The organism is Ruegeria spongiae (assembly GCF_023502395.1).
In the GTDB taxonomy this organism is placed as follows: Bacteria; Pseudomonadota; Alphaproteobacteria; order Rhodobacterales; family Rhodobacteraceae; genus Ruegeria_C; species Ruegeria_C spongiae.
This window is the reverse complement of sequence record NZ_JAMFMB010000003.1, coordinates 118,973-145,485: the sequence shown is the minus strand read 5'-3', so window position 1 is coordinate 145,485 and position 26,513 is coordinate 118,973. Positions and strand designations below refer to the sequence as shown.

General features: G+C 61.2%; 22 protein-coding genes. 12 read left to right on the top strand and 10 right to left on the bottom strand.

Annotated elements, in window-relative coordinates; genetic code table 11:
• Positions 1-38: 38 nt before the first annotated feature.
• The 5 genes from guaD to xdhA form a co-directional block, all read right to left on the bottom strand.
• Complete coding sequence (gene guaD / locus M3P21_RS03860; protein ID WP_249706965.1) at positions 39-1,376, bottom strand: guanine deaminase; 1,338 nt, start codon at positions 1,374-1,376, stop codon at positions 39-41.
• A gap of 63 nt (positions 1,377-1,439) precedes the next feature.
• A complete protein-coding gene (locus M3P21_RS03855; RefSeq protein ID WP_249706963.1) occupies positions 1,440-3,041 on the bottom strand; it encodes a xanthine/uracil/vitamin C permease in 1,602 nt (533 codons plus the stop codon).
• A gap of 44 nt (positions 3,042-3,085) precedes the next feature.
• Complete coding sequence (gene xdhC / locus M3P21_RS03850) at positions 3,086-3,967, bottom strand: xanthine dehydrogenase accessory protein XdhC (protein WP_249706961.1); 882 nt, start codon at positions 3,965-3,967, stop codon at positions 3,086-3,088.
• A gap of 3 nt (positions 3,968-3,970) precedes the next feature.
• Complete coding sequence (gene xdhB, locus M3P21_RS03845; protein WP_249706960.1) at positions 3,971-6,289, bottom strand: xanthine dehydrogenase molybdopterin binding subunit; 2,319 nt, start codon at positions 6,287-6,289, stop codon at positions 3,971-3,973.
• 17 nt (positions 6,290-6,306) lie between these two features.
• Complete coding sequence (gene xdhA / locus M3P21_RS03840; RefSeq protein ID WP_249706958.1) at positions 6,307-7,770, bottom strand: xanthine dehydrogenase small subunit; 1,464 nt, start codon at positions 7,768-7,770, stop codon at positions 6,307-6,309.
• A 170-nt stretch (positions 7,771-7,940) separates the two neighbouring features.
• On the opposite strand from xdhA, the gene M3P21_RS03835 reads away from it, so the two are divergent.
• Positions 7,941-8,843, top strand: coding sequence for a LysR family transcriptional regulator (locus M3P21_RS03835; RefSeq protein WP_249706956.1), 903 nt, complete (start codon positions 7,941-7,943; stop codon positions 8,841-8,843).
• A 97-nt stretch (positions 8,844-8,940) separates the two neighbouring features.
• Here M3P21_RS03835 and M3P21_RS03830 read toward each other — a convergent pair whose 3' ends face one another.
• A complete protein-coding gene (locus M3P21_RS03830; RefSeq protein ID WP_283780836.1) occupies positions 8,941-9,984 on the bottom strand; it encodes a LacI family DNA-binding transcriptional regulator in 1,044 nt (347 codons plus the stop codon).
• Positions 9,985-10,085: 101 nt separating this feature from the next.
• Between M3P21_RS03830 and M3P21_RS03825 the strand changes: the two genes are divergently transcribed.
• From M3P21_RS03825 to M3P21_RS03795, 7 genes are all read left to right on the top strand, one after another.
• Positions 10,086-10,934, top strand: a complete 849-nt coding sequence (locus M3P21_RS03825; RefSeq protein ID WP_249706954.1) for a sugar phosphate isomerase/epimerase family protein — start codon at positions 10,086-10,088, stop codon at positions 10,932-10,934.
• A complete protein-coding gene (locus M3P21_RS03820) occupies positions 10,931-12,451 on the top strand; it encodes a sugar ABC transporter ATP-binding protein (RefSeq protein ID WP_249706953.1) in 1,521 nt (506 codons plus the stop codon). Before M3P21_RS03825 ends, M3P21_RS03820 begins: the two co-directional genes overlap by 4 nt.
• Positions 12,448-13,413, top strand: a complete 966-nt coding sequence (locus tag M3P21_RS03815; RefSeq protein ID WP_249706952.1) for an ABC transporter permease — start codon at positions 12,448-12,450, stop codon at positions 13,411-13,413. The genes M3P21_RS03820 and M3P21_RS03815 overlap by 4 nt, the downstream gene beginning before the upstream one ends.
• Positions 13,410-14,363 (top strand): ABC transporter permease, encoded by a 954-nt coding sequence (locus M3P21_RS03810; protein ID WP_249706949.1) that lies wholly within the window; start codon positions 13,410-13,412, stop codon positions 14,361-14,363. Before M3P21_RS03815 ends, M3P21_RS03810 begins: the two co-directional genes overlap by 4 nt.
• A 32-nt stretch (positions 14,364-14,395) precedes the next feature.
• Positions 14,396-15,520 (top strand): substrate-binding domain-containing protein, encoded by a 1,125-nt coding sequence (locus M3P21_RS03805; protein WP_249706948.1) that lies wholly within the window; start codon positions 14,396-14,398, stop codon positions 15,518-15,520.
• A 66-nt stretch (positions 15,521-15,586) separates the two neighbouring features.
• The gene (locus M3P21_RS03800) at positions 15,587-16,648 is read left to right on the top strand and encodes a sugar phosphate isomerase/epimerase family protein (RefSeq protein WP_249706946.1); all 1,062 of its coding nucleotides are present in this window, start codon (positions 15,587-15,589) and stop codon (positions 16,646-16,648) included.
• Positions 16,645-17,808, top strand: a complete 1,164-nt coding sequence (locus M3P21_RS03795) for a Gfo/Idh/MocA family protein (RefSeq protein ID WP_249706945.1) — start codon at positions 16,645-16,647, stop codon at positions 17,806-17,808. Before M3P21_RS03800 ends, M3P21_RS03795 begins: the two co-directional genes overlap by 4 nt.
• A gap of 39 nt (positions 17,809-17,847) precedes the next feature.
• Here M3P21_RS03795 and M3P21_RS03790 read toward each other — a convergent pair whose 3' ends face one another.
• The gene (locus tag M3P21_RS03790) at positions 17,848-19,809 is read right to left on the bottom strand and encodes a sensor histidine kinase (RefSeq protein ID WP_249706942.1); all 1,962 of its coding nucleotides are present in this window, start codon (positions 19,807-19,809) and stop codon (positions 17,848-17,850) included.
• Between the two features lie 238 nt (positions 19,810-20,047).
• On the opposite strand from M3P21_RS03790, the gene M3P21_RS03785 reads away from it, so the two are divergent.
• From M3P21_RS03785 to M3P21_RS03775, 3 genes are read left to right on the top strand one after another with little or no spacing between them, the layout of a single operon-like run.
• On the top strand, positions 20,048-20,752 hold the full coding sequence (locus tag M3P21_RS03785; protein WP_249707121.1) for an ABC transporter permease: 705 nt from the start codon (positions 20,048-20,050) through the stop codon (positions 20,750-20,752).
• Entirely contained in the window at positions 20,746-21,462 is a 717-nt protein-coding gene (locus M3P21_RS03780; RefSeq protein WP_249706939.1) for an ATP-binding cassette domain-containing protein, read from the top strand. Before M3P21_RS03785 ends, M3P21_RS03780 begins: the two co-directional genes overlap by 7 nt.
• The gene (locus M3P21_RS03775; protein WP_249706936.1) at positions 21,459-22,262 is read left to right on the top strand and encodes an ABC transporter substrate-binding protein; all 804 of its coding nucleotides are present in this window, start codon (positions 21,459-21,461) and stop codon (positions 22,260-22,262) included. Before M3P21_RS03780 ends, M3P21_RS03775 begins: the two co-directional genes overlap by 4 nt.
• A 13-nt stretch (positions 22,263-22,275) precedes the next feature.
• Here M3P21_RS03775 and M3P21_RS03770 read toward each other — a convergent pair whose 3' ends face one another.
• Together M3P21_RS03770 and M3P21_RS03765 are read right to left on the bottom strand one after the other, a co-directional pair.
• Positions 22,276-22,755 carry a DUF6505 family protein gene (locus M3P21_RS03770; RefSeq protein WP_249706934.1) on the bottom strand — a complete coding sequence of 160 codons (480 nt, stop codon included), beginning with the start codon at positions 22,753-22,755 and terminating at the stop codon, positions 22,276-22,278.
• Complete coding sequence (locus tag M3P21_RS03765) at positions 22,752-23,462, bottom strand: biotin/lipoate--protein ligase family protein (protein WP_249706931.1); 711 nt, start codon at positions 23,460-23,462, stop codon at positions 22,752-22,754. Before M3P21_RS03765 ends, M3P21_RS03770 begins: the two co-directional genes overlap by 4 nt.
• A gap of 102 nt (positions 23,463-23,564) precedes the next feature.
• On the opposite strand from M3P21_RS03765, the gene M3P21_RS03760 reads away from it, so the two are divergent.
• Entirely contained in the window at positions 23,565-24,251 is a 687-nt protein-coding gene (locus tag M3P21_RS03760; protein WP_249706929.1) for a hypothetical protein, read from the top strand.
• Here M3P21_RS03760 and M3P21_RS03755 read toward each other — a convergent pair.
• Positions 24,245-26,188 (bottom strand): 4Fe-4S binding protein, encoded by a 1,944-nt coding sequence (locus M3P21_RS03755; protein ID WP_249706927.1) that lies wholly within the window; start codon positions 26,186-26,188, stop codon positions 24,245-24,247. The genes M3P21_RS03760 and M3P21_RS03755 overlap by 7 nt on opposite strands.
• Between the last annotated feature and the right edge of the window lie 325 nt (positions 26,189-26,513).

The window sequence follows — 26,513 nt, the reverse complement described above, 5'->3', positions numbered from 1 at the left end:
CCCGCCCGAGACCCCCCGACTGACGGGCGCGGTGCGGGTCAGGAAAACTCCGGAACCCGTACTTTGCGCGCGCGCGTGGCCGGGGCTGTCTTGCTCGCTGTACCGTTGACATATACTTCTTCGATGGCCCGGTCGTCGCCCATCATTTGCAAGACGAACAACTCTTCCGACAAGGTGCTGGCCCGGTCCATGCGCAGGGCCATCGCCTCGGTGCTGCGCGCGTTGAGGACGACGATATCGGCCTCGGTGCCGGGATCGAGCGTTCCGATCCTGTCCTCCATCCCAAGGACGCAGGCGTTCCCGCGCGTGGCCCAGTGGAAGGCTTGCAGCGGATGCAGGGACTGGCGCTGCATTTGCAGAACCTTGTAGCCTTCATTGAGGGTTTGCAGCATGGAATAGCTTGTGCCCGCGCCGACATCGGTTGCGATCCCATTGGTGATGCCGCGCCCGCGCAGACCGGCATTGTCGAACAGCCCGCTGCCCAGAAACAGGTTTGAGGTTGGGCAAAAGACCGGGTGTGCGCCGGTCTCGACCAGGGCGTCGACCTCGCGCGATTCAAGATGGATGGAGTGTCCGAGCAAGGTTTTGGGGCCGAGCAAGCCGTAGGATTGATAGACATCCAGATAGTCGCGGGCCTGCGGATAAAGCTCTAACGTATAGGCGATTTCGTCGCGGTTCTCGGACAGGTGGGTCTGCACATGGCAGTCGCTGTGTTCCTGTACCAGAGCCTGCGCCATCTCCATCTGTTCAGGCGTTGAGGTGATGGCAAAACGCGGTGTGATGACATAGCTAGACCGTCCGGTGCCATGCCATGTGGCGATCAGCTCTTTGCTGTCGTCATAGCCTGTTTGCGGCGTGTCCAGCAGCCCGGCGGGCGCGTTGCGATCCATCATCACCTTGCCGCCCAGCATCCGCAGCTTGCGCTTTGTGGCTTCCTGAAAAAACGCGGAGACCGAGGCTTTGTGGACAGAACAGAAGGCCACAGCCGTGGTGGTGCCATGGGCGATCAGCTGGTCGAAGAACTTCTCGGCCATAATCGCGCTGTGATCGGCGTCGGCAAAGCGGGTTTCTTCGGGGAAGGTATAAGTGTTGAGCCAATCCAGCAGCTGCGATCCCCAGGAGGCAATCACCTGAACCTGCGGAAAATGCAGATGGGTGTCGATGAAACCGGCCATCAGCAGGTGTGGCCGGTGGTCGATGACCGGGGCATCTGGTGCCATGGCCGCCACGTCGCAAAAGCTGCCGGTTTTTTGGATCAGCCCATCACGGATCAGCACGGCGCCATCTTCGATGTAGCTGTAGGCGTTGTTGTCTTGGCCATCGTTGGGCTCGGCGTGAAATGTCAGCACGCGTCCGCGCAGCACAGTCTGGGTCATGATCGCTCTCGTCGCATCACTGGGAAGGGGTCGGGGCGGTCGTTGTGCCGCCCCGGCCTGTGTTCAGGCCTGTTGCGCAGGCGTATCGTCGTCGATCAAGTCGGGTTCGTCAGGGACGATGACACGATGCTCCAGATCTTCCTTCGGCGCGAACATGGGGTACACATAAAGGAACGCCCCGATGATCAGATAGCCGATGGTGATCCCGTCCAGTTGCGGAGCCTGCAGCGTGAAGGAATGGATCACCCCGATCGAGGACATCACCGCCGCCGCGATGGCAAAACCACCCGCCATGCGGAAGCGCCCGTCGATCACATCCGCCACGATTGCGCCCCAGATCAAACCGGTCAGGATGGCACCCTGACTGAGCGCCAGATGGCCTTCGTAATGGGCGCCCTCCATGAGCAGCGCTGCCGTCAGACCCTCATCACCAAGGGCGGGCAGACCTTCCACGCCAGAGCTGCGCAATGCATTCATCAGTGAGCCCCATTTGACCATCAGGAACGCAGAGATATGCGGCAGGATGGCGAAGGAAACGGCAGCCATGTGCAGTGGTTTGACCGCCCAGGCGGTGTTGGTGATCAGGCTGACCGACACGAAGACCAGAACCGGGGCAGCGGCGGCGATAGGAATGAGGCCCGCCAGAAAAGACAGGAACCCAAGGAAGGCCGCAGCAGCGATCACAAGGGCGACCCCCACGATATAGCCAGCATGCGCGTCCAGACGCTTATAGGCCGGATGCCCTATATAGACCGTCGTCGGGAAGGGTGAGCCGAACAGGGCGCCGATCATGGTGCCCGCACCATCCGTGACCTGGCACAGGCCAACCGGATAGTGATCGCCTGCGGCTTCGGCGGATTCCACGTTGTTCATTGTCTCGATGAAGTTGTAGATCTGTACCGGGATCAGCACGAGGAACAGCTCGGGATTGGCAAACAGATACTGCACACCGACGATCAGATCGCCAAAATAGGGAATGGGCGGGTAGAACCCGATGCCGCTGACGTCAATCTTGGACTCTCCCAAAGCGATCGCGATGATTGTACCTGCGCCAATGGCAACAAGGCCCGCAGGAATGTTGCCCGGCAGGCGAAACCGTCCGATCAGCCCCCACAGGATGAAGAGCAGCGACGTGAAGCCGATGATCGGATGCTCGAAGATCTCTGCGAGCGGAACCGATCCGATGAAGACCAGCGCGATGCCGCAGAGCGTGCCCAGCATCCCCGCGCGCGGTGTGATGCGTTTGAGAAACGGGCCGACAATGGCGCCAAGCGCCGCAACGATGCCACCCATGAAACCCGCGCCGATGCCGACCTGCCAGGCCAGAAGCGGGTCCTGCGTTGCCCAATAGATCGGTCCGATCACGCCAAAAAGATAGACGAACATCACCGGTGTCGAGATGCCATAGGGCAGGGCGGTCACATCCTTGCCCTGCGTCTTTGCCGCCCATTTGGCCATGTAGGTATAGACGGCGACACCGGCCAGAATGGCGATGGCAGCGCCCGGAACGATGCGGCCGAAAACAATCTCGGCAGGCATCTGAAACACGAATTGGCAGACCCCGGACAGGATCAGCAGATTGACAAGGTTGTCGGTGAACAGCGCCCAGAAGGCGCTGAAATCGCTGCGCGTGAACAGCTTGTAGTCGTAGGTCCTCCCGTCCATGACGGTCTCCTCCTCTGATGGAGCCAGCCCTCGCTCTGACGATGTCAGCCCGAAATCCCTTGCTGGCCTTGGTGTTGTCCCGATGCGGGTGCGTCGAGTGGCCCGTAAGGGGCGGTTGCGGCAGTTTCAGAGGTCAATTCAGCCATCACTTCGGCCACCACGAAGGAGGCAATGACGCTGGGCCGCTTGTCGCGGCTGCCGCTTGCCCCGATAGGGCAATTCAGATGTTCGATTGTCTGGCCGTCGCAGTGCTTGCGCGCCCAGTTGCGGAACTTGGTCCGCTTGGTGCCTGATCCGATCATCCCCACGTAACACGCGTCACCGCGTTCCAGCGCAGCCGATGTCAGCAGGAAATCGAGGCCGTGATCATGTGTCAGGACAATAAACGCGCTGCCTTGTGGGGCGGTCATGATGTCGACCTCGGGGATGGCGCTGACGCGGCATTCCACATCGGCCCCGCAAAGCGCGATCTCCTGCGCCCGCGTGTCGATCACGATGCAGCGCACCGGCAGGTGCTGGAACAGTTCCGCCAGCGCGCGCCCGACATGTCCGCCGCCCATGACATAGACATGTGGCAGGGCTGCTTCGGCGTCGCCCGCGCGCAACAGGGCGGCGCGCTTGTCCGACGCCCGCATGCGCGACAGCGACAGTTCCACCCGCCCGCCGCAGCATTGCCCGATCTCGGGGCCCAGGGGCACATCCATATCCTTGTCGAGGTTACCGGCGCGCAACATGTCGCGCGCCTGCTCGATGGCGAGATGTTCCAACTGCCCGCCGCCGATGGTGCCCCAGAGCCCCTGCGCCGAGACAAACATCTCGGTCCCTTCGTTGCGTGGGGACGACCCGCGCACCCGCGTGAGCGCCACGCGGATCACCGGGCCTTGGACCTGCAGGAATGTCGAAAGGGATTTGGAGGCGCTGGCCATATCCTACCCCCCGTCTCTGAGCCGGGTCACCGCCATCAACACACGTTCCGGCGTGGCGGGTGCATCCAGTCGCGGGCAGGTCGTGTAACCGGCCACCGAGGCAACCGCCATCGACAGCGCCTCGAACACCGAAATCCCCAGCATGAAGGGCGGCTCGCCCACCGCTTTGGAGCGTTTGATCGTCAACTCGCGGTTCTCCGACCAGTCGGCGAGGTTCACGTTGAAGATGCGCGGCCGGTCCGATGCCAGCGGGATCTTGTAGGTCGAGGGCGCATGGGTTCGCAGGCGGCCCGTATCGTCCCACCAAAGTTCCTCGGTGGTGAGCCAGCCCATCCCCTGGACAAACGCGCCTTCGACCTGACCTTTGTCCAGCGCCGGGTTCAGTGAGCGACCGACATCATGCAAGAGGTCGGTGCGCTCGACCCGGTATTCGCCGGTAAGCGTATCGATCATCACCTCGGAACAGGCTGCGCCATAGGAGAAATAGTAGAACGGGCGTCCCTGACCCTTATCCCGGTCCCAGTGGATTTTCGGCGTCTTGTAGAAGCCCGCAGCAGAAAGTTGAATCCGCGCCAGATAGGCCTGCTTGATGAAGGCGTCGAAGGGGAAGACCTGCGCGCCCGCGTGTACCTCATTGGCGCGGAAAACGACTTCATCGGGAGCGACACCCCATGTCTCGACAGCGAAATCAACAAGACGCGCCTGAATCTGTCTGACCGCATCCAGCGCCGCCATCCCGTTCAGGTCGGTTCCGCTTGAGGCGGCGGTAGCAGAGGTGTTCGGCACCTTTTCGGTGGTGGTCTTGGTGATCTTGATCCGATCAATATCGACCTGAAACGCTTCGGCGACAATCTGTGCGACTTTGGTATTCAGCCCTTGCCCCATCTCGGTGCCGCCATGATTGAGGTGGATCGAGCCATCATTATAGATGTGCACCAGAGCCCCGGCCTGATTGTACCAGGTGGCGGTGAAGGAGATGCCGAATTTCACCGGTGTCAGCGCGATGCCCTTTTTCAAGACCGGCGAGTCGGCATTGAATGCGATGATCTCCTGCCGACGCTGGCGATATTCCGCGCTGTCTTCCAACTCGCTCACCAAACGGTCGAGGATATTGTCCTCGACCGTCTGGTGATACGGCGTCAGATCGCGGCCCTCGCCGCCATAGAAATTGGCCTTGCGTACATCCAACGGGTCCTGGCCTGTGGCATAGGCGATTTCCTCGATGATGCGCTCCGCTGCGATCACGCCTTGCGGGCCACCAAAGCCACGGAAAGCCGTGTTCGACACGGTGTTGGTTTTCATCGGATGGCTGGTCAGGCGCACATTGGGGTAAAAATAGGCATTATCTGCGTGAAACAGCGCGCGGTCGGTCACTGGCCCCGACAGATCGGCCGAAAACCCGCAACGGGCGGCAAAGCTGCCGTCCAGCGCCTGAATACGCCCGACCTCGTCAAAGGCGACGTCGTAATCAATCACGAAGTCATGCCGCTTGCCGGTGGCGGTCATATCCTGATCGCGGTCGGGGCGGATCTTGACGGCACGGTTCCACTTTTTTGCGGCAATCGCGGCAACAGCGCAGAACAGGTTCATCTGGCTTTCCTTGCCGCCGAAACCGCCGCCCATGCGCCGCACATTCACCACCACTGCGTTCGAGGGCACGCCCAGAACATGCGCCACCATATGCTGCGCCTCGGAGGGGTGCTGGGTCGAGCAGTGCACAACGACATCGTCATCTTCGCCGGGGATGGCAAAGGCGATATGCCCTTCGAGATACATATGGTCCTGACCGCCCACGCTCATCCGCCCCTTGATGCGGTTCGGTGCAGTTTTGAAGGCGGGCGCAATGTCGCCGCGTTCCAGCTTGAGCGGTTTGGTCACGTACGGGTAACCGGCCTCCTGCGCGGCGATCGGATCAAGCGCATGGGGCAGCACGTCACAGTCAATCTGCGCCCGTTCCGCCGCGCGTCGCGCCGCGTCGCGGGTTTCGGCGATGACGGCAAACAGAGGCTGGCCGTGAAACTGGATCTTGTCGGTGGGAAAGACGGGCTCATCATTCAGCCCGGTGGGGCTGATGTCGTTCACGCCGGGCACATCTTCGGCCGTCAGCACCCCGACCACACCGGGCGCAGCCCGCACTGCGGAAAGATCGATGCTTTTCAGCGTGGCATGGGCCACATCCGAAACCCCCAAATAGGCATGCAGCGCACCTGTGGGCAGCGCGATATCGTCAGTGTAGTCCGCGCGTCCCGTGACATGCTTGATGGCGCTGTCATGAATGCGGTCACTATGCGCGGTGCCCTGAACGGAAACGTTGTCTTTCATCGGATAGTCTCCTTTTGTCAGGCTGAGGCCAGTTGAATGGGGGCCGCTGTTGCGGCGTCATGTTCGAGGAAGAACCGGCGCAGCAGGTTCTGGGCGGAGAGCATCCGATAGTCGGACGAGGCCCGCCAATCACTGAGCGGCGAGAAATCCTGCGGAAGCGCGGCGGCGGCCTGATCGAATGCGGCTTCGGACCAAATCTGGCCGACAAGCGCCTGTTCGGCTGCGGCGGCGCGCTTTGGGGTAGCGGCCATGCCGCCAAAGGCGAGGCGGCAGGTGGTGATGACGCCATCGGTAACGCTCACGTTGATCCCTACCGCGACAGACGAGATATCCTCGTCCCGCCGCTTCGATATCTTGTAGGCTGCGTGGTGTTGGTTGGGTTCGGGAAGCGGAATGCGGATGGTTTCGACGAATTCGCCCGACTGCCGGTCCTGCTTGCCGTAATCGACAAAGAACGCTTCAAGCGGCAGGGTCCGGCGGTCAGCGCCACGACGCAGAGTGATCTCTGCCCCCAGCGCGATCAGGACCGGGGGGGTGTCACCGATTGGCGAGCCGTTTGCGATGTTTCCACCAACAGTGCCCATGTTGCGCACCTGCCATCCGGCGATGCGATCCCAATAGGCCGAAAGATGGGGCAGATGGCGGGACAGCGCGTCCTGACAGTCGGTATAGCTCGCCCCGGCACCGATCAGCAGATCGTTGCCTTGGGTTTCGACTTGCTTGAGGTCGTTCAGATGTCCGATGAAGATGGCAGGACCGATACTGCGCAGGAATTTGGTGACCCAGAGGCCGACATCCGTTGCGCCCGCGACAATTGTTGCGTCGGGATGGCTGAGAAGGCATTCGGCGAAATCGTCCACGTCCGCGGGCAGAATGCTGAGGTTGTTCTGTGGCCCGGACACAACCCGCTTGCCGTCCTGCAGTGCTTGTAGGTGGGTCGTGACGGTCGCGCGCTCTGTGTTGAGATGATCCGAGGCTGGCGATCCATATCGGCTGACAGCAACGGCGGCGCGGATGATCGGCTCGTACCCGGTGCAACGGCACAGATTGCCTTGCAGCGCGGTTTCAACCTGTGCCTCGGAAGGTTCGGGAGTCTCCATCCAGAGCGCATAGAGCGACATGACAAAGCCCGGCGTGCAGAACCCGCACTGACTGCCGTGGTGATCGATCATGGCCTGTTGAACCGGATGCAGCCGCCCGTCAGGTCCTGACAGATATTCGACCGTCACCACATGACAGCCATCCACAGAGGCAAGAAACCGGATACAGGCATTGACGGGGGCATAGGTCAGGCCAGTGTAGGTTAGCCTTCCAACGAGGACGGTGCAGGCGCCACAATCGCCTTCAGCGCAGCCTTCCTTGGTGCCGGTCAGGCGGCGCTCCAGCCGGAGGTAATCGAGCAGCGTCTGGCTTGCGCCGACATCGTTGATTGAAACGTCCCGACCGTTCAGTACAAATCGTATTTCGCTGCGATGTGCCATGTGCGTCGTTTCCCGGTGTCGTGGTTGCAAAACGTCAAGTCCGGGACACTCTAAAGCGGCCCATTACGATAAAAAACAGCCGCAAACGGCAAATACTTTCAACGTTTTGTTGAAAATAGGATAGCGCGAGCGCAAACTGCCCGCACAGAGTTTGCGAAGGGCGTGAAAAAATGTCGTATGTAGAAAGCCTTCGTGTCTTTGTCAGGGTGGTTGAGCTTGGCAGCATCACCTCTGGCGGGCGCGACCTCAGGTTGACACCTGCCGTCGCCAGCAAGCGCATAAAGGAACTTGAAAAACGCCTTGGCGTGCGGCTGTTCAACAGAACCACCCGGTCGATAACGCCAACCGAGGTTGGAACGGTGTTCTATGACGAAGCCAAAAGCGTTCTGTCCGTCCTGGAAACGGCAGAGGCGAAAGTTGCCAATTTTTCGGACACGCCAAAGGGCGCCATCCGGGTCACCGCCCCGCTGGGTGTCGGCCGCAGAATAGTTGCGCCACTTGTTCCGGATTTTGTCGATAGCTACCCGGAAACCGAAGTCAGAATGCGGTTGTCAGACCGCAAGGTCGATATGCTGGCCGATGGTCTGGATGTTGCATTCTTTGTCGGTCAACCGCAGGACTCGAACATGAAACTACGCAAAATCGCTGATTGCGAGCGAGTCCTTTGCGCGTCCCCAAACTATCTTTCGGATTTCGGCACGCCTGAGACGCCAGAGGATCTGCTGGATCTGAATCATAACTGCCTGCTGTTGCGGTACCCGCGATCGCCAGAGTATTTCTGGACGCTTAACCCGGAAACGGGGCCAATCAAGCTCGACGTGCAAGGCAAGTTCGATGCCGATGATGGGGACGTCCTGACAGACTGGGCTCTTGCGGGTCGAGGCATCGTCAACAAGCCACGGTTTGATGTATCGGAGCATCTGTCAAATGGGCGTCTGGTCGAAATTCTTCCCTCTGCCCCGCCGCTGCCTACAATCTTTGGGTGCATTTACCCGCACAAAAAGTTGCAAGATCCAAAGGTTCGCCTGTTTGTAGACCACATTGTTGCAAGAAGTCAGGTGCTGTTGCGTTAGGTGGCCGTAGAGGTGCGCGCGTTCGGGGGCTCCGTTTCACATAAACAGATTGGAATAGCCTCGCGCATTCGGTTCGTGCGAACTGCATGGCTTCAATTCATTCGATGCGCCGCCCGGTAAGTTGCGGCTCCAGCAACTGTGCGGTGCTTTGTCTGGTGACGATATCATGAACAAGGAATGCCGGTCCGGTTGGGGCCGGGCTGTTCTCCAACATGGCCAACAAGGTTTCCATTGCCCGTTTCCCGATCAGGTTCCGCGCCTGGTGCACGGTTGTAAGCTCAGGTTGAAAAATGGCGGCGAACGGGACGTCGTCGAACCCCATCACCGAGAATTCCCCCGGGACGTTGACACCCGCCTCCTGCAAGCCCCGAATGACCCCCATGGCGGATTCGTCATTTGCACAGAATGCTGCGGTGGAGCTTTGGTGCTCTGCCAGCAGAATCTCTGCCACCCGCTTGCCGTCCTGAAAGGTAAAGCCGCCAGCAATTGTTGCCGCTTCGTCTTCAAGCCCAGCATCTATCATCGCGGCGAAATAGCCACCACATCGGTCTTTGGTCAGAGAGTTCCCTTGCGGACCGGTGACGTGAACGATCGACCTGTGCCCCATCGACAATAGATGGGTGGTGGCATCATAGGCTGCTTTTACATTATCGGTACCGACATGCGGAATGGTGTTGCTGTCGATCCGTTCGGAGATCGACAGGATTGGCACCCCGTCAGGCACCAGGTCCGCCGGGGGCGCACGACCGTTCAGAAGAAGAGCACCATCCGCGCGACCGTTGCGTAAATTTTCCAGGATATTGGCAAATCTTTCATCCTCGCCATTGGTGTTGCCAATCAGGATCGTCAGGTTCGCCTGGGTGGCCACCTCTTCGATTCCAGACAGGATCTTGGAAAAGAACGGATTTGCGATGTCGGGCAGGATGACAAGAACGGTTCCGGCCCGATTGCGCCGCAACATCTGCGCGGCGGTATTGACGCTGTAGCCGGTTTCGGCAACCGCATCGAACACGGCGTTGCGGGTCTTTTCCGATACGATATTCGGGGATTGCAAGGCGCGGCTGACGGTTGCGGTCGATACACCGGCCACCCTGGCCACGTCCCTAACCGTGGGTCTTTTCTGCGATTGCGTGGTCTTCATGAGGCAACTGTAACAGGGCGGAATGAGAAATGTAATGGTTTACATTGCAAATGAAAACGATTACATAGGAATCGACTGCGGAACCATCCTGGGGAGGAAAAATGAAGCTGGGTGTAAACCTGCTTTGTGTGGGCGGACTGATCGAAGCGGCGCATCTGGAACATTGCCGCCTGGCCGCACAAGAGGGCTATGACGGCGTTGAAATTCCCGTTCTGGATGGCTCTCCCGAACACTACGGATGGCTGGGCGCGCAATTGGATGCGATGGGGTTGGAGCGGACCTGCACCGCCATTGTCCCGGACCCGGGCGCAGACCCGACCAGTGCGAACCCGACCATCCGGGCGCGCGGTATCGCGCATCTGGACTGGATTCTGGACTGTGCAACCGCCTTGGGTGCTCAAACCATCGGCGGGCCGTTTCACGCGCCCATCGGACATTTTACCGGCAGCGGTCCGACCATGGATGAATGGCAGCGGGGGGCCGAAGCGCACCACCTGATGGCTGAAAAGGCGGCGGAACGGGGCATTCTGCTTGCGCTTGAGCCGCTCAACCGGTTCGAGACGCATTTTCTGAACACGGCGGAACAGGCCGCGCACTATTGCGAAATGGTCGATCATCCCGCGTTCGGTATCATGTACGACACGTTTCATTCCCATATCGAGGAAAAGGACCAGGCCAGCGCAATCCGGGTGCTGGCAGGACGGATCAACGTTCTTCACGTGTCCGAGAATGACCGGGGCGTACCCGGCACTGGTCAGATTGATTTTCCTTCGGTCTTTTCGGCGGTCAAGGCAACGGGCTTCGACGGTTGGGTGGTGATGGAGGCTTTTGGCGCTGGCGTGCCCGAGATTGCGGCGGCCACACGGATCTGGCGACCGATGTTCGAGGACCATCCAACGCTGTTTCGTGACAGTGCACGGTTCATCCGTGAGGCGTGGGAGCGGGCATGAGCGGCGAAATCGTTTTTGAAATGAAGGCCATCACCAAGGTGTTCCCGGGCATCAAGGCGCTGGACCGCGTCAGTTTCACGGCGCGCGCGGGCGAGGTTCACGCGCTGGCCGGTGAGAATGGGGCTGGGAAATCCACGCTGATGAAGGTCCTGTCGGGCGTCTATCAGGCAGAAGAAGGCGCTATCTTTCTGCGCGGGAAACAGGTTGCATTCTACCATCCGCTCGAGTCGCTCGCGCAGGGTGTCAGTGTGATCTATCAGGAGTTCTCGCTGCTGCCGGATCGTACCGTGGCCCAGAACATCTTTTTGGGGCGTGAACCCGTGCGCCGCTGGGGCTTTCTGGATGCCGAACGGATGCGGCGCGAGACGCAGAAGGTCCTGGCCCTGTTCGGAGACCGCCACCGGTTTGGTCCCGATACGCTGGTGGGTGACCTGGATGTCGCGCAACAGCAGATGGTCGAGATCGCCAAGGCGCTGTCGCTGAACGCAAAGGTCATTGTGATGGATGAGCCAACGGCAGCGTTGAACGATACCGAATGCGAATTGCTGTTCCAGTTGGTTGATGATCTGCGCGGGCAGGGGCGGTCAATCGTCTATATCACGCACCGGATGCGCGAAATCCGCAGATTGGCGGATCGGGTGACGGTGATCAAGGATGGCAAAGTGACGGCAAGCTTCGATGAGGTGCCCGAAACCAGCCGGATCATCGAAGCCATGGTTGGCCGCGACATCGGGCATTTCTACCCGGAACCGGCCGCCAAGGACGACATTGGCGCGGCGGTTCTGACCGTGAGGGGCGGTGGCAATTCCCGGCTGTTCGACATTGATCTGGACCTGCATGCAGGTCAAATCACAGGCTTTGCGGGTGTTCAGGGGGCCGGGCGCACCGCTTTGGCATTGGCTTTGTTCGGGGCAGAGCCATTTGAGACGGGTGAGGTATCGGTTGAGGGACGGCGGGTCACGCTGACCAATCCACGCCAGGCCGCACAGGCCGGAATTGCAATGCTGCCCGGAGACCGCAAGGCCGAAGGCCTGGTTCTGATGCAGTCGGTGCGCGACAACGGGATGTTGTCGGTGCGGGCGTTTTCCCGAGCCTTGGGGCACCCGGACAAATCGCCGATTGCAACGCTGGATCAGATGGATAAGGCATTCGACGCCTTTGATCTGCGCGCCGCCAGCTATGAAGTCGAGATACAATCCTTGTCCGGCGGCAATCAGCAAAAGGCCATTGTGGCGCGCTGGTTGTCTCTGGACCCCAAACTGCTGATCTTTGTCGAACCCACGCGCGGCATCGACGTCAACACCAAGGCGGGCATCTATGCCCAGATGCGCAAACTGGCGCAAAACGGGGCCGCCGTCATGGCAATCTCGTCGGACCTGCCTGAAGTTCTCGGCATTTCGGACCGGGTGCTGGTGATGAGCGATGGCAAGATCGTGGCAGAGTTCGGCCATGGCGCCAGCGAAGCCGAGGTCATGCATGCCGCGACCGAGGCGCATCTGGGGCTGGAAGCCTCATGAAGTTCCAAAGGCCAAGGAACCTAACAGGTCTTGCGCCGTTTCTGCTGCTGCTGGTTGCGGTTGCGATCTATGTCGGCGTGGCGGTGGCCACGGGCCAAACCCAGTATCTGACTGCGGAAAACTTGCTGGGATTGCTGGGGCGCTCGATTGCGCTGGGGATCACGGCGGTCGGTCAGACATTTGCGATCCTGATCGCGTCGATCGACCTGAGCGTGGCGAATCTGATTTCAGTGGCGGCTGTGCTGGGGTCCTCGATCATGTCGGGTGACCCGTCGATGATGCTGCCCGCGATTGTGGCGGTGCTGGCCGTGGGCGTTGTGGTGGGGCTGATCAACGGGCTGATCATCACCCAGTTCGAGGTGAACCCGCTGATTGCCACATTGGGAATGGCGCTGGTGCTGCAAGGGCTGCTCAGCGCGGCGTTCAACAACTTTGCCGGAGAAGTCCCGGAAGAGTTCCAGGTCTTTGCCTACGGGCAGGTTGGAGGTGTGTCGATCAGCCTGATCTTTCTGATCGGCCTGACGGTTGCTGCCTGGGTGTTTCTGCGCTTCACCCGGGCCGGGTCCAAAATCTATTCCGTTGGCGGCAACCCGGATGCGGCCAAGCTGGCGGGGATGCGCACGACCCGGGTGGTCATCCTGGCGCATGTGATCTGTTCGGTCTGCGCAACGATTGCTGGGTTGTATCTGGCCAGCCGGTTGCGCTCGGGCGCGCCATGGATCGGGCGCGATGGGGTATATGACCTGGAATCAATCGCGGTGGTGGTGATCGGCGGAACTGCCCTGTCCGGAGGGCGCGGCGGCGTCTGGGGTACCTTGATGGGGGTGATGATCTTTTCGTTGATCGACTCGATTTTCAATCTTGCCGGTGTCGACGCGTTTGCAAAGCAGATCCTGCGCGGGGTGATCATCGTGGCCGCCGTCGCAATCTATGCGATGCGCAGCCGGAGGATCGAGGCATGATGGACCGGCTGAAACAAATGAACCCTGTCTTTCTGGTGCTGCTGTTGCTGTTTGTGGCAATTGCGATTCTGTCGCCGTATTTCCTGCAGCCCACGGGCTACATGAACTTTCTCAAACGCGCCGCGCCGATTGCGATCCTGGCGGTGGGGCAGCTCTATGTCATAAACTCTGGCGGATTCGACCTGTCGGCCGGGGCGCTGGTGACGCTGACGGTGATCGGCAGCTCGATCCTGCTTGATGGCGAGGCCAGCGCGACTTGGTGGGTGATCCTTGCCATGCTGGGCGTCGGTGTGACTGTCGGCACGGTGAATGCGCTGGTGGTGTCGTGGCTCAGGGTGCCGTCGATCATCGCGACGCTGGGGATGATGATCACGCTCAGCGGTATTGCGCTGACATGGTCAGGCGGTGCGCCGCGCGGCTATCTGCCCGAAAACTTCCGGTTCTTCGGCCGCTTTCTGATCAAGGACCTGCCGCTGATCAAGATCCTGCCCGTGGCGGTGATCGTGATGATCGTCGTCTGTGCGCTGCTGTGGTGGCTGATGCATCGTACCAACTATGGCAAACGGCTGATCGCGATGGGCGACAATCCCAAGGCAGCGCTGCTTGCCGGGGTGCCACTGACCCAAACCCGGATCGTGGCTTTTGCCATGTCGTCGATCTCGGCGGTCATCGCCGGAATTCTGCTGGGCGGCTTTGCCGGCGTGTCCACCGATGTCGGCGTCGGGCTGGAATTGCAGGCGATTACCGCAGCGGTCATCGGTGGCGCGCAATTGCTCGGCGGTCGCGGGACGGTCGGCGCAACGATTGCGGGCGCTCTGGTCTTGCAGGCGATGTTCACTCTGCTCAACATTCTGGGTTTTCCAAAGCCGGTCCGCGACGTGGTGCAGGGGCTGATTTTGATCTCGGCGGTGGTGATCGCCGGATACCGACGACGCCGATCCGGTGGATAGGCACCCAACAACTTAACTGAGGAGGAAACAAGATGATCAACAAATTCACGGCGACAGCCCTGACGGCGCTGGTGGTGGCTTTGCCCGCGCAGGCGCAGAACTTTGATGACCCGGCCGAATTCGCCAAGCAAAAGGATATGCTGGGCGCAACAGCAAACGGTCCGGCTGAAACCCCGTGGCTACAGCATTACGGCGACGTGATGGCGGATACTTCGAGCTTCAAAAAGGACGGCCCGCACACAATCTGCTTCTCGAATGCCGGAGTGAACAACCCGTGGCGCGTTGTCGGTTGGAACACAATGCAGGCCGAGGTCGAGCAGCATGACGCCATCGCCGATTTCGTGGTGACGGATGCAGAAGGCTCGGACGACAAGCAGATCGCCGATATCGAGGATCTGCTGGCCGGTGGCACCTGTGACGCGCTGATCGTTTCACCGAACACCACCGCCGCGCTGACACCGGCGGTCGAGAAAGCCTGCGAGCAGCTGCCCGTCATCGTGTTCGACCGCGGGGTAAATACCGACTGCCCTGTGACATTCATCAAGCCTGTCGGTGGTTACGGGTTCGGCATCCAGTCCGGCGAGTTCATCGCGGCCAACGCACCCGAAGGTTCTGACATTCTGATGCTGCGCATTCTGCCCGGCGTGGATGTTCTGGAAACCCGCTATTCCGCCGCCAAACGCATTCTCGAAGATGCTGGCTTGAACATCGTGGGCGCGGAATTCACCGATGGAGACCGGGCCAAGACCAAAGCGATTGTCGAGGATTATATCCAGCGCGGCAACCAGCTTGGCGCAGTCTGGATGGATGCGGGCGCGACCTCGGTTGCGGCCATCGAAGCCTTTGAGGACATGGGGTTGGATGTGCCGATCGTCACTGGTGAGGACCAGCAGGATTTCCTGCAGAAATGGCAGGAGATCGGCATGAACACCATCGCACCCACCTATCCGACCTATCAATGGCGCACGCCTATTCTGGCAGCGCTGAAGGTTCTGGATGGCGAAGCGATCCCGGGGCCGGAATGGAACCTGCCACAGCCCGCGATTACCAACGACAATCTGGCTGACTTCGTGAACTCTGCGATGCCGCCGCTGCACTACGCGGCTTGCGGTTGCGAAGGGATGCCGGGCTATCCCGAACGTTGGGGCGGCAAGTAATCGTCTGAACCTGCCGGGCCCCCAGGGCGGGGCCCGGCAAACCCGAATAAAAAAACGGAGGCTCACATGCCGGGCGCGATCAAAGGACCTGCGATTTTTCTGGCGCAGTTTGCGGGGGACCTGGCCCCGTTCAACTCGCTGGATGCGATCACGAAATGGGCGGGTGAGCTAGGCTATGAGGGCGTGCAGATCCCGGCCTGGGACACGCGGTTGTTCGATCTGGATCGCGCTGCCGAAAGCAAGGGTTATTGTGACGAAGTTGCGGGTATCTGTGCCGGGAACGGCGTGCAGATAACCGAATTGGCAACCCATCTTCTGGGGCAACTGATCGCGGTGCATCCTGCCTATGACGCACAATTCGACGCGTTCGCGCCGCAGGAGGTCGCCGGCAATCCTGCCGCGCGGCAGGCCTGGGCGGTGCAGCAGATGCTCAAGGCGGCAAAAGCCTCGCGCAATCTGGGATTGGACGTTTCAGCCTCGTTCACCGGGTCCCTGGCCTTTCCGTTTCTCTACCCGTGGCCGCAGCGCCCGGCGGGGCTGATTGACGAAGCCTTTGGCGAACTTGCCCGCCGCTGGACGCCGATCCTGAACGCCTACGAAGATCAGGGGGTTGATGTTGCCTATGAGCTGCATCCCGGAGAAGACGTTTTTGACGGCGCCACGTTCGAGATGTTTCTGGACGCGCTGGATGGCCACAAACGCTGTACCATCAATTACGATCCGTCGCATTTCCTGCTGCAACAGTTGGACTACCTTGGGTTCATCGATCTCTACCACGACCGCATCAGCGCCTTTCACGTCAAGGATGCCGAATTCAACCCGGACGCACGTCAGGGGGTATATTCGGGCTATCAGCCCTGGCTGAACCGCGCCGGGCGGTTCCGGTCGCTGGGGGATGGGCAGGTGGACTTCATCGGCATTTTTTCGCGGCTTGCCACTCATGGATATGACGGCTGGGCGGTTCTGGAATGGGAGTGCTGCCTGAAACACCCCGAAACCGGTGCCGCCGAAGGCGCGCCCTTTATCCGCGATCACATCATTCACGTCACCGACAAGGCGTTTGACGATTTCGCCGGGGGTGACAGCAATCCGGCCCTGCTGAAATCCATGCTGGGGATCACGGGATGAACGGGACCTGCAAATCGCCCATCCGCTGGGGCATGGTCGGCGGCGGTGAGGGCGCGTTCATCGGGGGCGTTCACCGAATTGCCGCCCGGCTGGACGGCCAGTACGATCTGATCGCTGGCGCGTTTTCGTCGGACGCGGAACGAGCCCGGAGGTCCGGCGCGGCGCTGGGGCTGCCACCCGAACGCAGTTATGGCAGTTTCGAAGAGATGGCCAGCACCGAAGCCGCCCGCCCCGACGGGATCGAAGCCGTCTCGATCGTGACGCCCAATCATATGCACCTGCCGGTGGCGCGAGCCTTCATGAAGGCAGGGATACATGTCATTTGCGACAAGCCCCTGACCACTTCAGCGCAGGCCGCGCGGGATTTTCTGGCGGAACAGACAAATTCCGATGCCCTGTTCGTTCTGACCCACAACTATCCCGGCACGCCGATGGTCCGTCAGGCGCGCGAAATGGTCGCTCTGGGTGCAATCGGAACCTTGCGCCACGTGCAGGTGGAATATGTGCAGGATTGGTTGACCGAACCGGCGGATGCGGCCAACAAACAGGCCGCCTGGCGCACCGACCCATCGAAATCGGGCGCGGCCGGGGCATTGGGGGATATCGGCACCCATGCCTACCAACTGGCCTGTTTTGTCACCGGGCAGCGTGCGGGACGGGTGGCCGCCGATTTGACCGCCTTTGTTCCAGGTCGTCAGGTGGATGACAACGCGGCCATTCTGATGCGATACCCAAGTGGCGCCAAGGGCATGTTATGGGCCAGTCAGGTGTCACCGGGCAATGAAAACGGATTGTCGATACGGGTCTATGGCGACACGGGCGGTCTGGAGTGGCAACAGGAAAACCCCAATCGGCTGTGGTTCACTCGCTTTGGAGAACCCAAACAGCTGTTGACCCGCGGCGGCGCTGGGGCCAATGCCGCTGCCAACGCGGTCACGCGGGTGCCGGGCGGTCATCCAGAAGGGTATCTGGAAGCCTTCGCAACTATCTATACCTCGGCGGCGCAAGCAATCCGGGCGCATCGGGGTGGTCTCGATCCGGCGCAGGAATTCCTGCTCACCACCCTGGAGGAAGGCGTCCACGGCATGGCTTTCGTCGATGCCTGCCTGCGGTCGTCTGCGCGCGATGCCAGTTGGGAACCCATTCAAACGCAGCTTTGACGGCGCAAATAGCCACGCGGCGGCATTTGGATCAAACAGCTAGACTGCTTGTTGCAGCGGCGCTGCATGTGCGGTTGCAGCCGGCAGCCAGACTTCGAACCGGGCACCGCCGGCCGGTTGGTTATGCGCCGTGATCAGGCCTCCGGCCCGCTGTATCAGTGTTTGCGATATCGACAGGCCCAGGCCTGTCCCCTCGGCCTGCTTGGTGGTGTAGAAAGGGGCAAAGACATCATCGACATCTTCGGGTGCGATGCCCGGCCCGGTGTCAGATACGATGATGCGGACGCCTTCGACGCCCTCCTGATCGGCATCTGTGGTCGCGAGGGTCAGCATGCCGCGCTCGCCCATGGCCTGAACCGCGTTCAGGATCAGATTGATCAGGACCTGCTGCAATTCGCCGGGGTCGATGCGGACCGACGCGTCGGTTCTTAACTGCGTTTCGACCTGGATATCGCCGTGCGAGATGGCATGATTGACCAGCACCAGGCAATCGGTGATGACCGGGTTTACCGGCACCGTCTGTTCAAGATCGGCAAACTCGCCAGGGCGGGCAAATTGCAACAGCTTGCCCACAATAGTTCGGATGCGGGCGATCTGCCGATCGACCAGACCAAGTTCGGTCCGAATTATCTCGGCGCCATCCCCCAAACTGTCGCGGATCACGTCCATATTGCCCTGAATGACGGCGACGGGGTTGTTGATTTCATGCGCAACGCCAGCAGTGATTTCACCGATCGAGGCCAGCTTTTCGCTCATTACCAACTGGCGGAACGTCTCTTCGAGCTTTTCATTGGCGCGCTGCAATTCAGCTGTGCGCTGATCAACGCGTATGTTCAACGCCTCGTTCCACGACCTCAATGTCCGGTCCCGCTCCTGTATTTGATCCAGTAGATTATCCAGATGGCCTGCCACCTCTCCGATCTCTCCGCTACCGCCAATCTGTCCATTACGCGCCGACAAGTCGCCACGCTGCACCTGGTCCATGGTACGGGTCATGCGCTCAAGCGGTGCAAAGATGCCCTTGGCAAGCCGCAGGAAAACCGGCGCGGACAAGAGCAACACGGCCATGAACGCGACCAGGATCGCAAGGAAGGCGTTGCGTTTGGCGATGGTGAACGGCTCTTCCAGAACGCCGACATAGAGCATGCCGACATAGTCCCCGAAACTGTCTTTCAGGGGCAGGTAGCCCGAGATATACCAGTCATTCACCACAAATGCGCGGTCGAGCCATGTTTGCCCCTCACCCAGCACTTTCCCCCGGACCGCTGCGGACACGCGGGTGCCAAGGGCGCGCACGTCCTCGAAGAGGCGCACATTGGTCGACACGCGCACATCTTCCAGAAACAGGGTGGCCGTGCCCTGACGCGAGCCGCCCGCCACCGCGTCCTGGTAGACCAGTGTGTTGATCGTATCGATGAAACCCAGGTTGCGGTTCAGCAGGATGCCCCCCACCAGCACCCCGTCGCGACCGGGCAGGCGGACCGGGGTGGCGGAATGGATGATCATGCCGCGATCCTCAACCTCGCGGTCGGTGGGTACGGCGGCCTCCGTCTCGATCAGGGGCAGGCGGGCGCGGCTGGCAAGGTCGGGTGAAATCGCGCCGAGGGCCGCGCCGGTGAAGACATCGATCTCGGTCTGACCCTGTCCCTGCGTCGCGCTTTCGATCACCGGCCAGGCACCGGTGACCTCGGTGCGCGGCTGGTAGTAGAGAAAGTCCAGCTCAAGTTCCGCACGCTTTTCTTCAAAGAACGCCTCAAAGCCGGTCAGAGGGGTTCGCGCAAATTCCACCGAACCGGCAACGGCCTGCAGTTCGTCGCCAGTCTCGACCATCAGACGCGACAGGTATTGCTCGGCAATCCTCAGATCGCTTTCGACATTTGCGATTAGCACCTCGTCATAATCCGCCGTCCACCGCGTCATGCCCAGAAACAGCAGGAGCGGCATCAGCAGCACCATCGGCGCAAGGGCCAGGATCAGCAGACGGAAGCGGACAGAGGTCATGCGCTCACGCTAGCAAAGCGGCGTGCCGAGCGCAAAAGTTCAGAAACAGCCCCCGCCATCTGGGCATTCCCTGCGGCTCGACACCAGAGCCAGCCTCGGACAATTTGACCTTGAAAACAGCGCTTTGATCCGGTTTGAGAGACAGGTTGACATCACCGATGCAGCGCACGGCAACAGGGCTGGTATCCCCCGGAAAAACCGGCCAACCTGCACATGACTAACACGCGGAGGATTGACCATCGTCGATCTTTGGGAGGGGCTGCGCCACGCCTTTTGGCTGGTCGTCACGCTGAATCCAGAACTGACAGAGATCGCGCTGCTCTCGCTGCGCGTCACCTTGACCGCGTTGGTGATCGCCTGCGTGATCGCCCTGCCTCTGGCTGCGCTGCTGGCGGTACGCCGCTTTCGCATGCGTCGTGCCACCATCGCGATGCTGAACGCGCTCATGGGTCTGCCGCCTGTGGTGGTCGGCCTGATCGTCTATATCTTTCTGTCCCGCTCGGGTCCGTTTGGTGCCTTGGGGCTGCTGTTCACACCCACCGCCATGATCGTGGCGCAGGTGATCATCATCGTGCCGCTGATCGCCTCTGTCGCGCACCAATCGCTACGCGAGCTCTGGGCTGAATATCACGACCTGCTGATCTCGATGAACGTGACGCAGGTGCAGAAGATGAGGACGCTGATCTGGGACGCTAGGCGGGCCCTGCTGACGGCGGCGCTGGCCGGGTTCGGACGCGGGATCGGAGAGGTCGGTGCCATCATGATCGTCGGCGGCAATATCGACCATGCAACGCGCGTGCTGACCACTGCCATTGCGCTTGAGACCGGCAAAGGGCAGTTTGCGCTGGCCCTTGCGCTTGGCATCATCCTGATTGCATTGGCGCTTGGTGTGAACCTGATGATCCACTGGATCGGCCAGACCGAGAGGGACAGCCGATGGTGACCGAGCTGTTCCCGCTGGTCCTTGAGGGGGCCGAGACCTCGCGCCGGGGCAAACGGCTGGTGGGGCCTGCAGACCTGACGCTGGACGGGCGAGGCCTGTGTGTGGTGATGGGCCCCAACGGTGCAGGCAAGACGACGCTGTTGCGGTTGATGCACGGCACCGCGCGCCTGACGGGTGGCACGGTACGATGGGCCTGCGACACGGGTGTTGCGCGCCATCACCAGGCCTTTGTCTTCCAACGTCCCATAGTCCTGCGCCGCACAGTGGAAGACAACCTGATCTACCCGTTGCGCCTGCGCGGCGTGGCGCGTGGCGTGGCCCGAGAGGCAGCGCGGAAATGGGCCAAACGCGTCGGACTTGAGCTGCATCTGCCGCGCCGCGCCATGGTCCTGTCGGGTGGCGAACAACAAAAGCTTGCCCTCGCACGCGCTTTGATCACCGACCCTGCGCTGGTTTTTCTCGATGAACCCACGGCCTCGCTCGACGGGCGCGCCACCCGCGAGATCGAGGCGATCCTGCTGCAGGCCAAGGGTGAGGGAACGCGTCTGATCCTGTCCACCCATGACATGGGACAAGCGCGCCGGATCGCGGATCAGGTTGTGTTCATCCTGGGCGGCAAAGTGCATGAAACAGGACCGGCCGACGCCTTTTTCGACGGACCACAAACGCCCGAAGCGCGGGCCTTTTTGAAAGGGGATATTGTGGAATGACAAAGGGGTTCATTGCCGGGATTCTGACGGTTTTCATCGCAAATACGGTCCTTGCGGCGGATCAGATGCGTATGGCGGTCACGACTTCGTTTCACAATTCGGGGCTGGCCGAGGTGCTGCTGCCAGAGATTGCCAGCGATCTGAATCTGGAGGTGCAGCTGCTGGTCGTTGGCACAGGTCAGGCACTCAGGTTGGGCCGGGCCGGGGACGTGGATGCGATCCTGGTGCATTCCCGGACCGCCGAAGAGGCGTTTGTGGGTGAAGGCTATGGCACGCATCGGCGCGAGATCATGTATAACGACTTTGTCTTTGTCGGGCCGTCCGGCGACCCTGCGGGTATCGCGGATTCAGAGACCGCTGCTGACGCCCTGCGTGATATTGCGGCGTCCGAGGCCGCCTTTGTCAGTCGCGGCGACGATAGCGGAACACATAAGAAAGAGCTTGCCCTGTGGCAGGATGCGGGGTTGGAGGCCGAGGGTTTCGGCACATGGTATCGTGCCGTGGGCGCGGGCATGGGGGCGGCGCTGAACACGGCCTCTGGCCTTGACGCCTATATCCTGTCCGACCGGGCAAGCTGGTTGAATTTTGGCAACAAGGGCGATCTGGCGCTGCTCTTCGCCGGAGATCCGGTGCTGTTCAATCAATATGCCTATCTGCCCATAAACCCGGTGCGGCACCCGCATGTCAAATCCGATCTGGTAGCCAAGCTGGAAGACTGGCTGACCTCCGGGCGCGCGCAGGTCCTGATCGATGGCTACATGATCGACGGCGAAACACTGTTTGTGTTCAACGCACAATAGGGATTGGCACCGCCTATTCGTCGATATCGCCATGGATTGCGAACTGGTCCAGCCCGGCATCCTGCGGCTGGATCGTGCGATAGGCTTCGCGCACACCTGCCTCGGCCAGTTCGCGCGCCACGGTCAGCAGCGTGTTGGGGTCATGATCCTCGCACAGCTCGACCATCTGCGCCAGTTCCTCGGCGGCGACGGGGCGGGCATCCTTGACCGACGGCGCGCCGTAATAGGACACGAAATGATGCGACAGAAGGTCGGTGAGCTTGTCCAACTCGGCCGGTTCCAGCGCGGTCACGGCAACAAAGGTCACCCGACCGCCGGTTTCCAGCCCGAGCCAACCATTGGCAAACGCTTGCCGCGCCTTGCCTGTCAGGTCCGCGTCGGACCAGTTCGAAAACTCGAACCCGCCAGAGATGCACCACTCTCCCGTGCGGGCAGGGGAGGCGAACACGTTCATGTCGCTTTCGTCGAAATGGATCGCGCGGGCGAGTTTCATGCCGGGCCCTCCAACACAGTGGTGAGCGGGATCAGGTGGGTTGTGTCGTCGTCTCGCAACAGCATGCCGAATGCCTCATCCACACCCCGAAACGTCCCGGTCAGGGACCGGTTCCGCACGTCTTCCCCGATCCCAAGCGCCAACCCGCGCCATTCGGCATGAACCGGCGCGACGCCTTCGTCTTCCCATCGGCTGAGCCAGTTCAGCGTGTGTCGCGCCCAAGCCTCGAGCAGGGCCGGGGGCGCGACATCGGCGCAGACTTCGGCAAAGAGTGTTGTTTCATCCGGCGTCTGGCCTGTCTCTCGGGTCGCGGGGATCAGGGGCAAGTTGAAGCCAATTACCAGCCAGTCCGGAATGGATTCGGGATCGGTGTCCGAGGCGCGAGCGCGAAACCTGCCGCAGCGCGCGCCGTTCAAGCGGATTCCGCCCCACCAATCCAGATGTACGGCCACCTCGGGTGGGGCAAGCGCACCCAGCGCGTTCTGCAAGCCCACGCCACAAAGGGGCAGCATGGTCATCGCCTGGCCCAGCGGCACCTCGGGGGCAAAGACCAGCGCCGCCTCCATTTCCGCTGCACCCAGCTTATACGCGATCAGCCCTGCGTCACAGCCAAGCGTCGCGCGCATGATCGCGTGGTCGAAGGCGCTGCCCGGCGCTTCTTCGCCCCACATCAGCGGAGGAAAGGTGACGTCGGCCACGTCGCTCATTGGGTTGTATCCTCGCTATCGTTGACGAATTGCGCCCAGGGGTCCTAGGTTGACCCAATGCGCTTTCTGGTTCTGATCTTGGTCCTGTTGCCGAGTTTGGCAATGGCCGATGACAAGCGGGTGGCCTTTTACGCCCCGTCCGCGCTGGTCGAAAGCGGGTTGATCCGATACATCGCACCGCGCTTTTCGTTGAAGACCCAGGTCAAGGTCGACCTCGTGGGCGATCCGGCACAGGCCGAGTTGCTGTTGGGCCCGGAGGGGCATGCCCTGTTTTCGGGCCTTGGGCAAACCTGGCATATGCAGTTGCGCGGTGAGGCCAAGGGCGCACAACGTTTTGCCGACTGGCTGACCTCGCAGGTGGGCAGCCGCACCATTCAGGGCTTTGCGCCCGAGGGCGCGCCGATCTTCACCGAGCCAAGGGTGCAAAAGGCAGCGGCAGCACGGGTCGACATGGCGGGCGATGCCGTAGTGGGGCAGGGACTGGCCTGGACCAAATGCGGACGCTGCCACGTGACCGAGCGGGGCAGGGACAGTTTCGGCATCGGCTCTACCCCCAGTTTCTTCGTCATGCGCGGGTTTGACGACTGGCGGGTGCGGTTCGCCGGGTTCTATGTGCTCAAACCCCACGCAGCCTTCACCCAGATTGCAGAGGTGACCGACCCGTTTCCGGTCGATCGCCCGTCGCCGATTGCGCCTGTCGTGCTGACGCTGGACGAGTTGGAGGCGATCCTGGCCTATATCTCCATTCTGGACCCTGCCGATCTGGGCCAACCCCTGCAACATCAGTGATCGCGCCGTTTTGACAGGTAGTCGTCGGTGGTGCGCACGCGGGGCCGTTCGCCGCCCGCAAAGGGGTTGTCGGTCGCGTGGAACTGCGCATTCACCCGGCAATTGTCGCACATCTGGATCATGCGCAGTTTGTCGCCCGAGAACATGGCGTGATCCTTCAGCTTGTCACTGATCCGGTCGATGGCGGATTTGGACCCGAAGAGCGCGCCGCATTCGATGCAGGCAAAGGGTTCCTCCTCGTTCAGAACCCTTTGGCTCAGCGCTGCGTTGGTCAGGTCGAGGCGGGGTTCATAGGTGATCGCATCTTCGGGGCAGATGCTGGCGCACAGACCACATTGCAGGCAGGCGTCCTCCTGAAAGCGCAATTGCGGCTTGTCGGAGTTGTCGCCAAGCGCGCCCGAGGGGCAGAGCGACACGCAGGACAGGCACAAAGTACACGCATCTGTGTCGACCAGCACTGCGCCATAGGGCGCATCCGGGGGCAGCGGAACCTCGTCGGTGCCGGGATGCAGTGCGCGTGCCGCCTGCCGCGTGATCTGCCGCCGTGTGCCGATGGGGCGAACGGGGCTGTCGACCGGGGCAGGGACCGTTTCGTCGTAAAGCGCGTCACTCATAGTGTCCGGGTCGGACGTATCGAGCAGGAAAGCCCTGCCCGCACCGGCAATGGCGGTGGTCAGTGCGATTTGTGCCTCCAGCGCCGGGAGATCGGCGGTGGGGCCGGGCAACATTGTGACTGACGCAAAGCCGGCGGCGAGGGCAGCGACGGCTTCGGCATGGCCAAAAGCACCGATCGCGGACATTTCTAGCGGGACAACATCGGCAGGTAGCCCGCGCCCGTGGCGTGCCGACAGCCGCACCATCTCTGCGCCATGGGCGTCATGGACCAGCAGGCGCGGTGCGGTGCCACCCGCGTCCAGATAGGCATTGGCCATGATCTGCACCCGCCGCATCGTCACATCCACCGGCGGTGCGTCATAGGAGATCGCGCCGGATGGGCAGGCGGCGGAGCAAGCCCCGCAGCCCGCGCAGATCATCGGGTCAATCGCCACATGCTCTCCGGTCGAGGTGATGGCCCCGGTCGGGCACAGGTCGAGGCAATTGGTGCACCCGGTCTGTTCGGCGCGGGAATGAGCACAGAGCAAGGGCGTGGTCTTGACGTAGAGCGTCTTTTCGAAAGTGCCGGTCAGATGCGAGGCGGCCATGATCGCGGCAGCCACGCTAGCTGCATGGCCCGGGTCGGCGCGCAGGTAGCCGTCGCGTTTGTCCGGTGCGGCGAACAGGGACGTGCCGCCGCGCAGATCCAGGATGATATCGCAGTGCGACACGGCCCCGTCGTGCGGTTCGCTAAACGTGAACGCCCCGCGACCGCCGGGGTTCACCTGTTGCAGCGCGTCTATCACCACCTCGAATCCGCCAAACGCTCCCGAGACGCGGCGCAACCTGCCCAGAACCACGTCAAACTCCCGCGTATCGGGCAGATCGCTGCTTTCGATCAACACGGTGACGCCCAGATACTCTTTCAACTGCGCGGCGGCTTCCAGCGCCACGTCGGCGGGACCGAGGATCAGGCACATGCCCTCGCTGATCACATCCAAGGTCTTTTCCGGCTCTGCGGGCATCATTGCACCGGCGATGAGCGCGGACATTTTGGGCAGTTTCGGGGCGTTGTCGTCGCTCCAACCAGCGCGGTCTCGCAGGTCCAGGGTCGGCGGTGCGGGGCGGTTCAGACCCTCTGCCAACTCTTCGAAAACCAAGGCTTCCTGGCTGCAACAAAAAACAGCATCCCCGTCTTCGAGCGCAGTCTGCGCGCGGTCCAGTTGGGTTGTGCACAGGGCCGAGCAGGGCCGAACGACGTTCAGTCCGGTCGCTCGAGACAAGCCCTCGGCATCGATGGTCTGGCTTCCCAAACAATCGCACGTTATCAATGATTTGATCACGTTTTTCTCCCCTGCCGCAGGTGGCTTTTGGCCCCCTGTTCGAGCATTCTTTGACCTCAGCCTAGTCAGGATCGGGGCGCATCACAAACCATTTTCAGTGCGGGCAAGGGGCCTCAACAGGCCATTTTTCCGGCGGATGATTCGCGACCCGGCTCGGATCTGAAATCCTGAGTCAAACGCTCACATTGGACATTTCGTCCCATATCTCGCGCGGCCTTCGGGCAGGCTGGCCAATTTGCCAGAAGCGCCTCGTGAAGTGTCTTTTACAGAAGTATGCCCTTCTCGGCTACTGGCTTTGGCGGTTTGATAGATCTCGAAGTATGCC

Bases quoted from the DNA above. Each gene is read 5' to 3' on its own strand.
- M3P21_RS03765 (WP_249706931.1), bottom strand. From the start codon at position 23,462: ATGAGCGACGTGGCCGACGTCACCTTTCCTCCGCTGATGTGGGGCGAA.
- xdhA (WP_249706958.1), bottom strand. From the start codon at position 7,770: ATGGCACATCGCAGCGAAATACGATTTGTACTGAACGGTCGGGACGTT.
- M3P21_RS03770 (WP_249706934.1), bottom strand. From the start codon at position 22,755: ATGAAACTCGCCCGCGCGATCCATTTCGACGAAAGCGACATGAACGTG.
- xdhC (WP_249706961.1), bottom strand. From the start codon at position 3,967: ATGGCCAGCGCCTCCAAATCCCTTTCGACATTCCTGCAGGTCCAAGGC.
- M3P21_RS03790 (WP_249706942.1), bottom strand. From the start codon at position 19,809: ATGACCTCTGTCCGCTTCCGTCTGCTGATCCTGGCCCTTGCGCCGATG.
- M3P21_RS03805 (WP_249706948.1), top strand. From the start codon at position 14,396: ATGATCAACAAATTCACGGCGACAGCCCTGACGGCGCTGGTGGTGGCT.
- M3P21_RS03780 (WP_249706939.1), top strand. From the start codon at position 20,746: ATGGTGACCGAGCTGTTCCCGCTGGTCCTTGAGGGGGCCGAGACCTCG.
- M3P21_RS03795 (WP_249706945.1), top strand. From the start codon at position 16,645: ATGAACGGGACCTGCAAATCGCCCATCCGCTGGGGCATGGTCGGCGGC.
- guaD (WP_249706965.1), bottom strand. From the start codon at position 1,376: ATGACCCAGACTGTGCTGCGCGGACGCGTGCTGACATTTCACGCCGAG.
- M3P21_RS03800 (WP_249706946.1), top strand. From the start codon at position 15,587: ATGCCGGGCGCGATCAAAGGACCTGCGATTTTTCTGGCGCAGTTTGCG.
- M3P21_RS03825 (WP_249706954.1), top strand. From the start codon at position 10,086: ATGAAGCTGGGTGTAAACCTGCTTTGTGTGGGCGGACTGATCGAAGCG.
- M3P21_RS03815 (WP_249706952.1), top strand. From the start codon at position 12,448: ATGAAGTTCCAAAGGCCAAGGAACCTAACAGGTCTTGCGCCGTTTCTG.
- M3P21_RS03820 (WP_249706953.1), top strand. From the start codon at position 10,931: ATGAGCGGCGAAATCGTTTTTGAAATGAAGGCCATCACCAAGGTGTTC.
- M3P21_RS03810 (WP_249706949.1), top strand. From the start codon at position 13,410: ATGATGGACCGGCTGAAACAAATGAACCCTGTCTTTCTGGTGCTGCTG.
- M3P21_RS03835 (WP_249706956.1), top strand. From the start codon at position 7,941: ATGTCGTATGTAGAAAGCCTTCGTGTCTTTGTCAGGGTGGTTGAGCTT.
- M3P21_RS03775 (WP_249706936.1), top strand. From the start codon at position 21,459: ATGACAAAGGGGTTCATTGCCGGGATTCTGACGGTTTTCATCGCAAAT.
- M3P21_RS03760 (WP_249706929.1), top strand. From the start codon at position 23,565: ATGGCCGATGACAAGCGGGTGGCCTTTTACGCCCCGTCCGCGCTGGTC.
- M3P21_RS03830 (WP_283780836.1), bottom strand. From the start codon at position 9,984: ATGAAGACCACGCAATCGCAGAAAAGACCCACGGTTAGGGACGTGGCC.
- xdhB (WP_249706960.1), bottom strand. From the start codon at position 6,289: ATGAAAGACAACGTTTCCGTTCAGGGCACCGCGCATAGTGACCGCATT.
- M3P21_RS03855 (WP_249706963.1), bottom strand. From the start codon at position 3,041: ATGGACGGGAGGACCTACGACTACAAGCTGTTCACGCGCAGCGATTTC.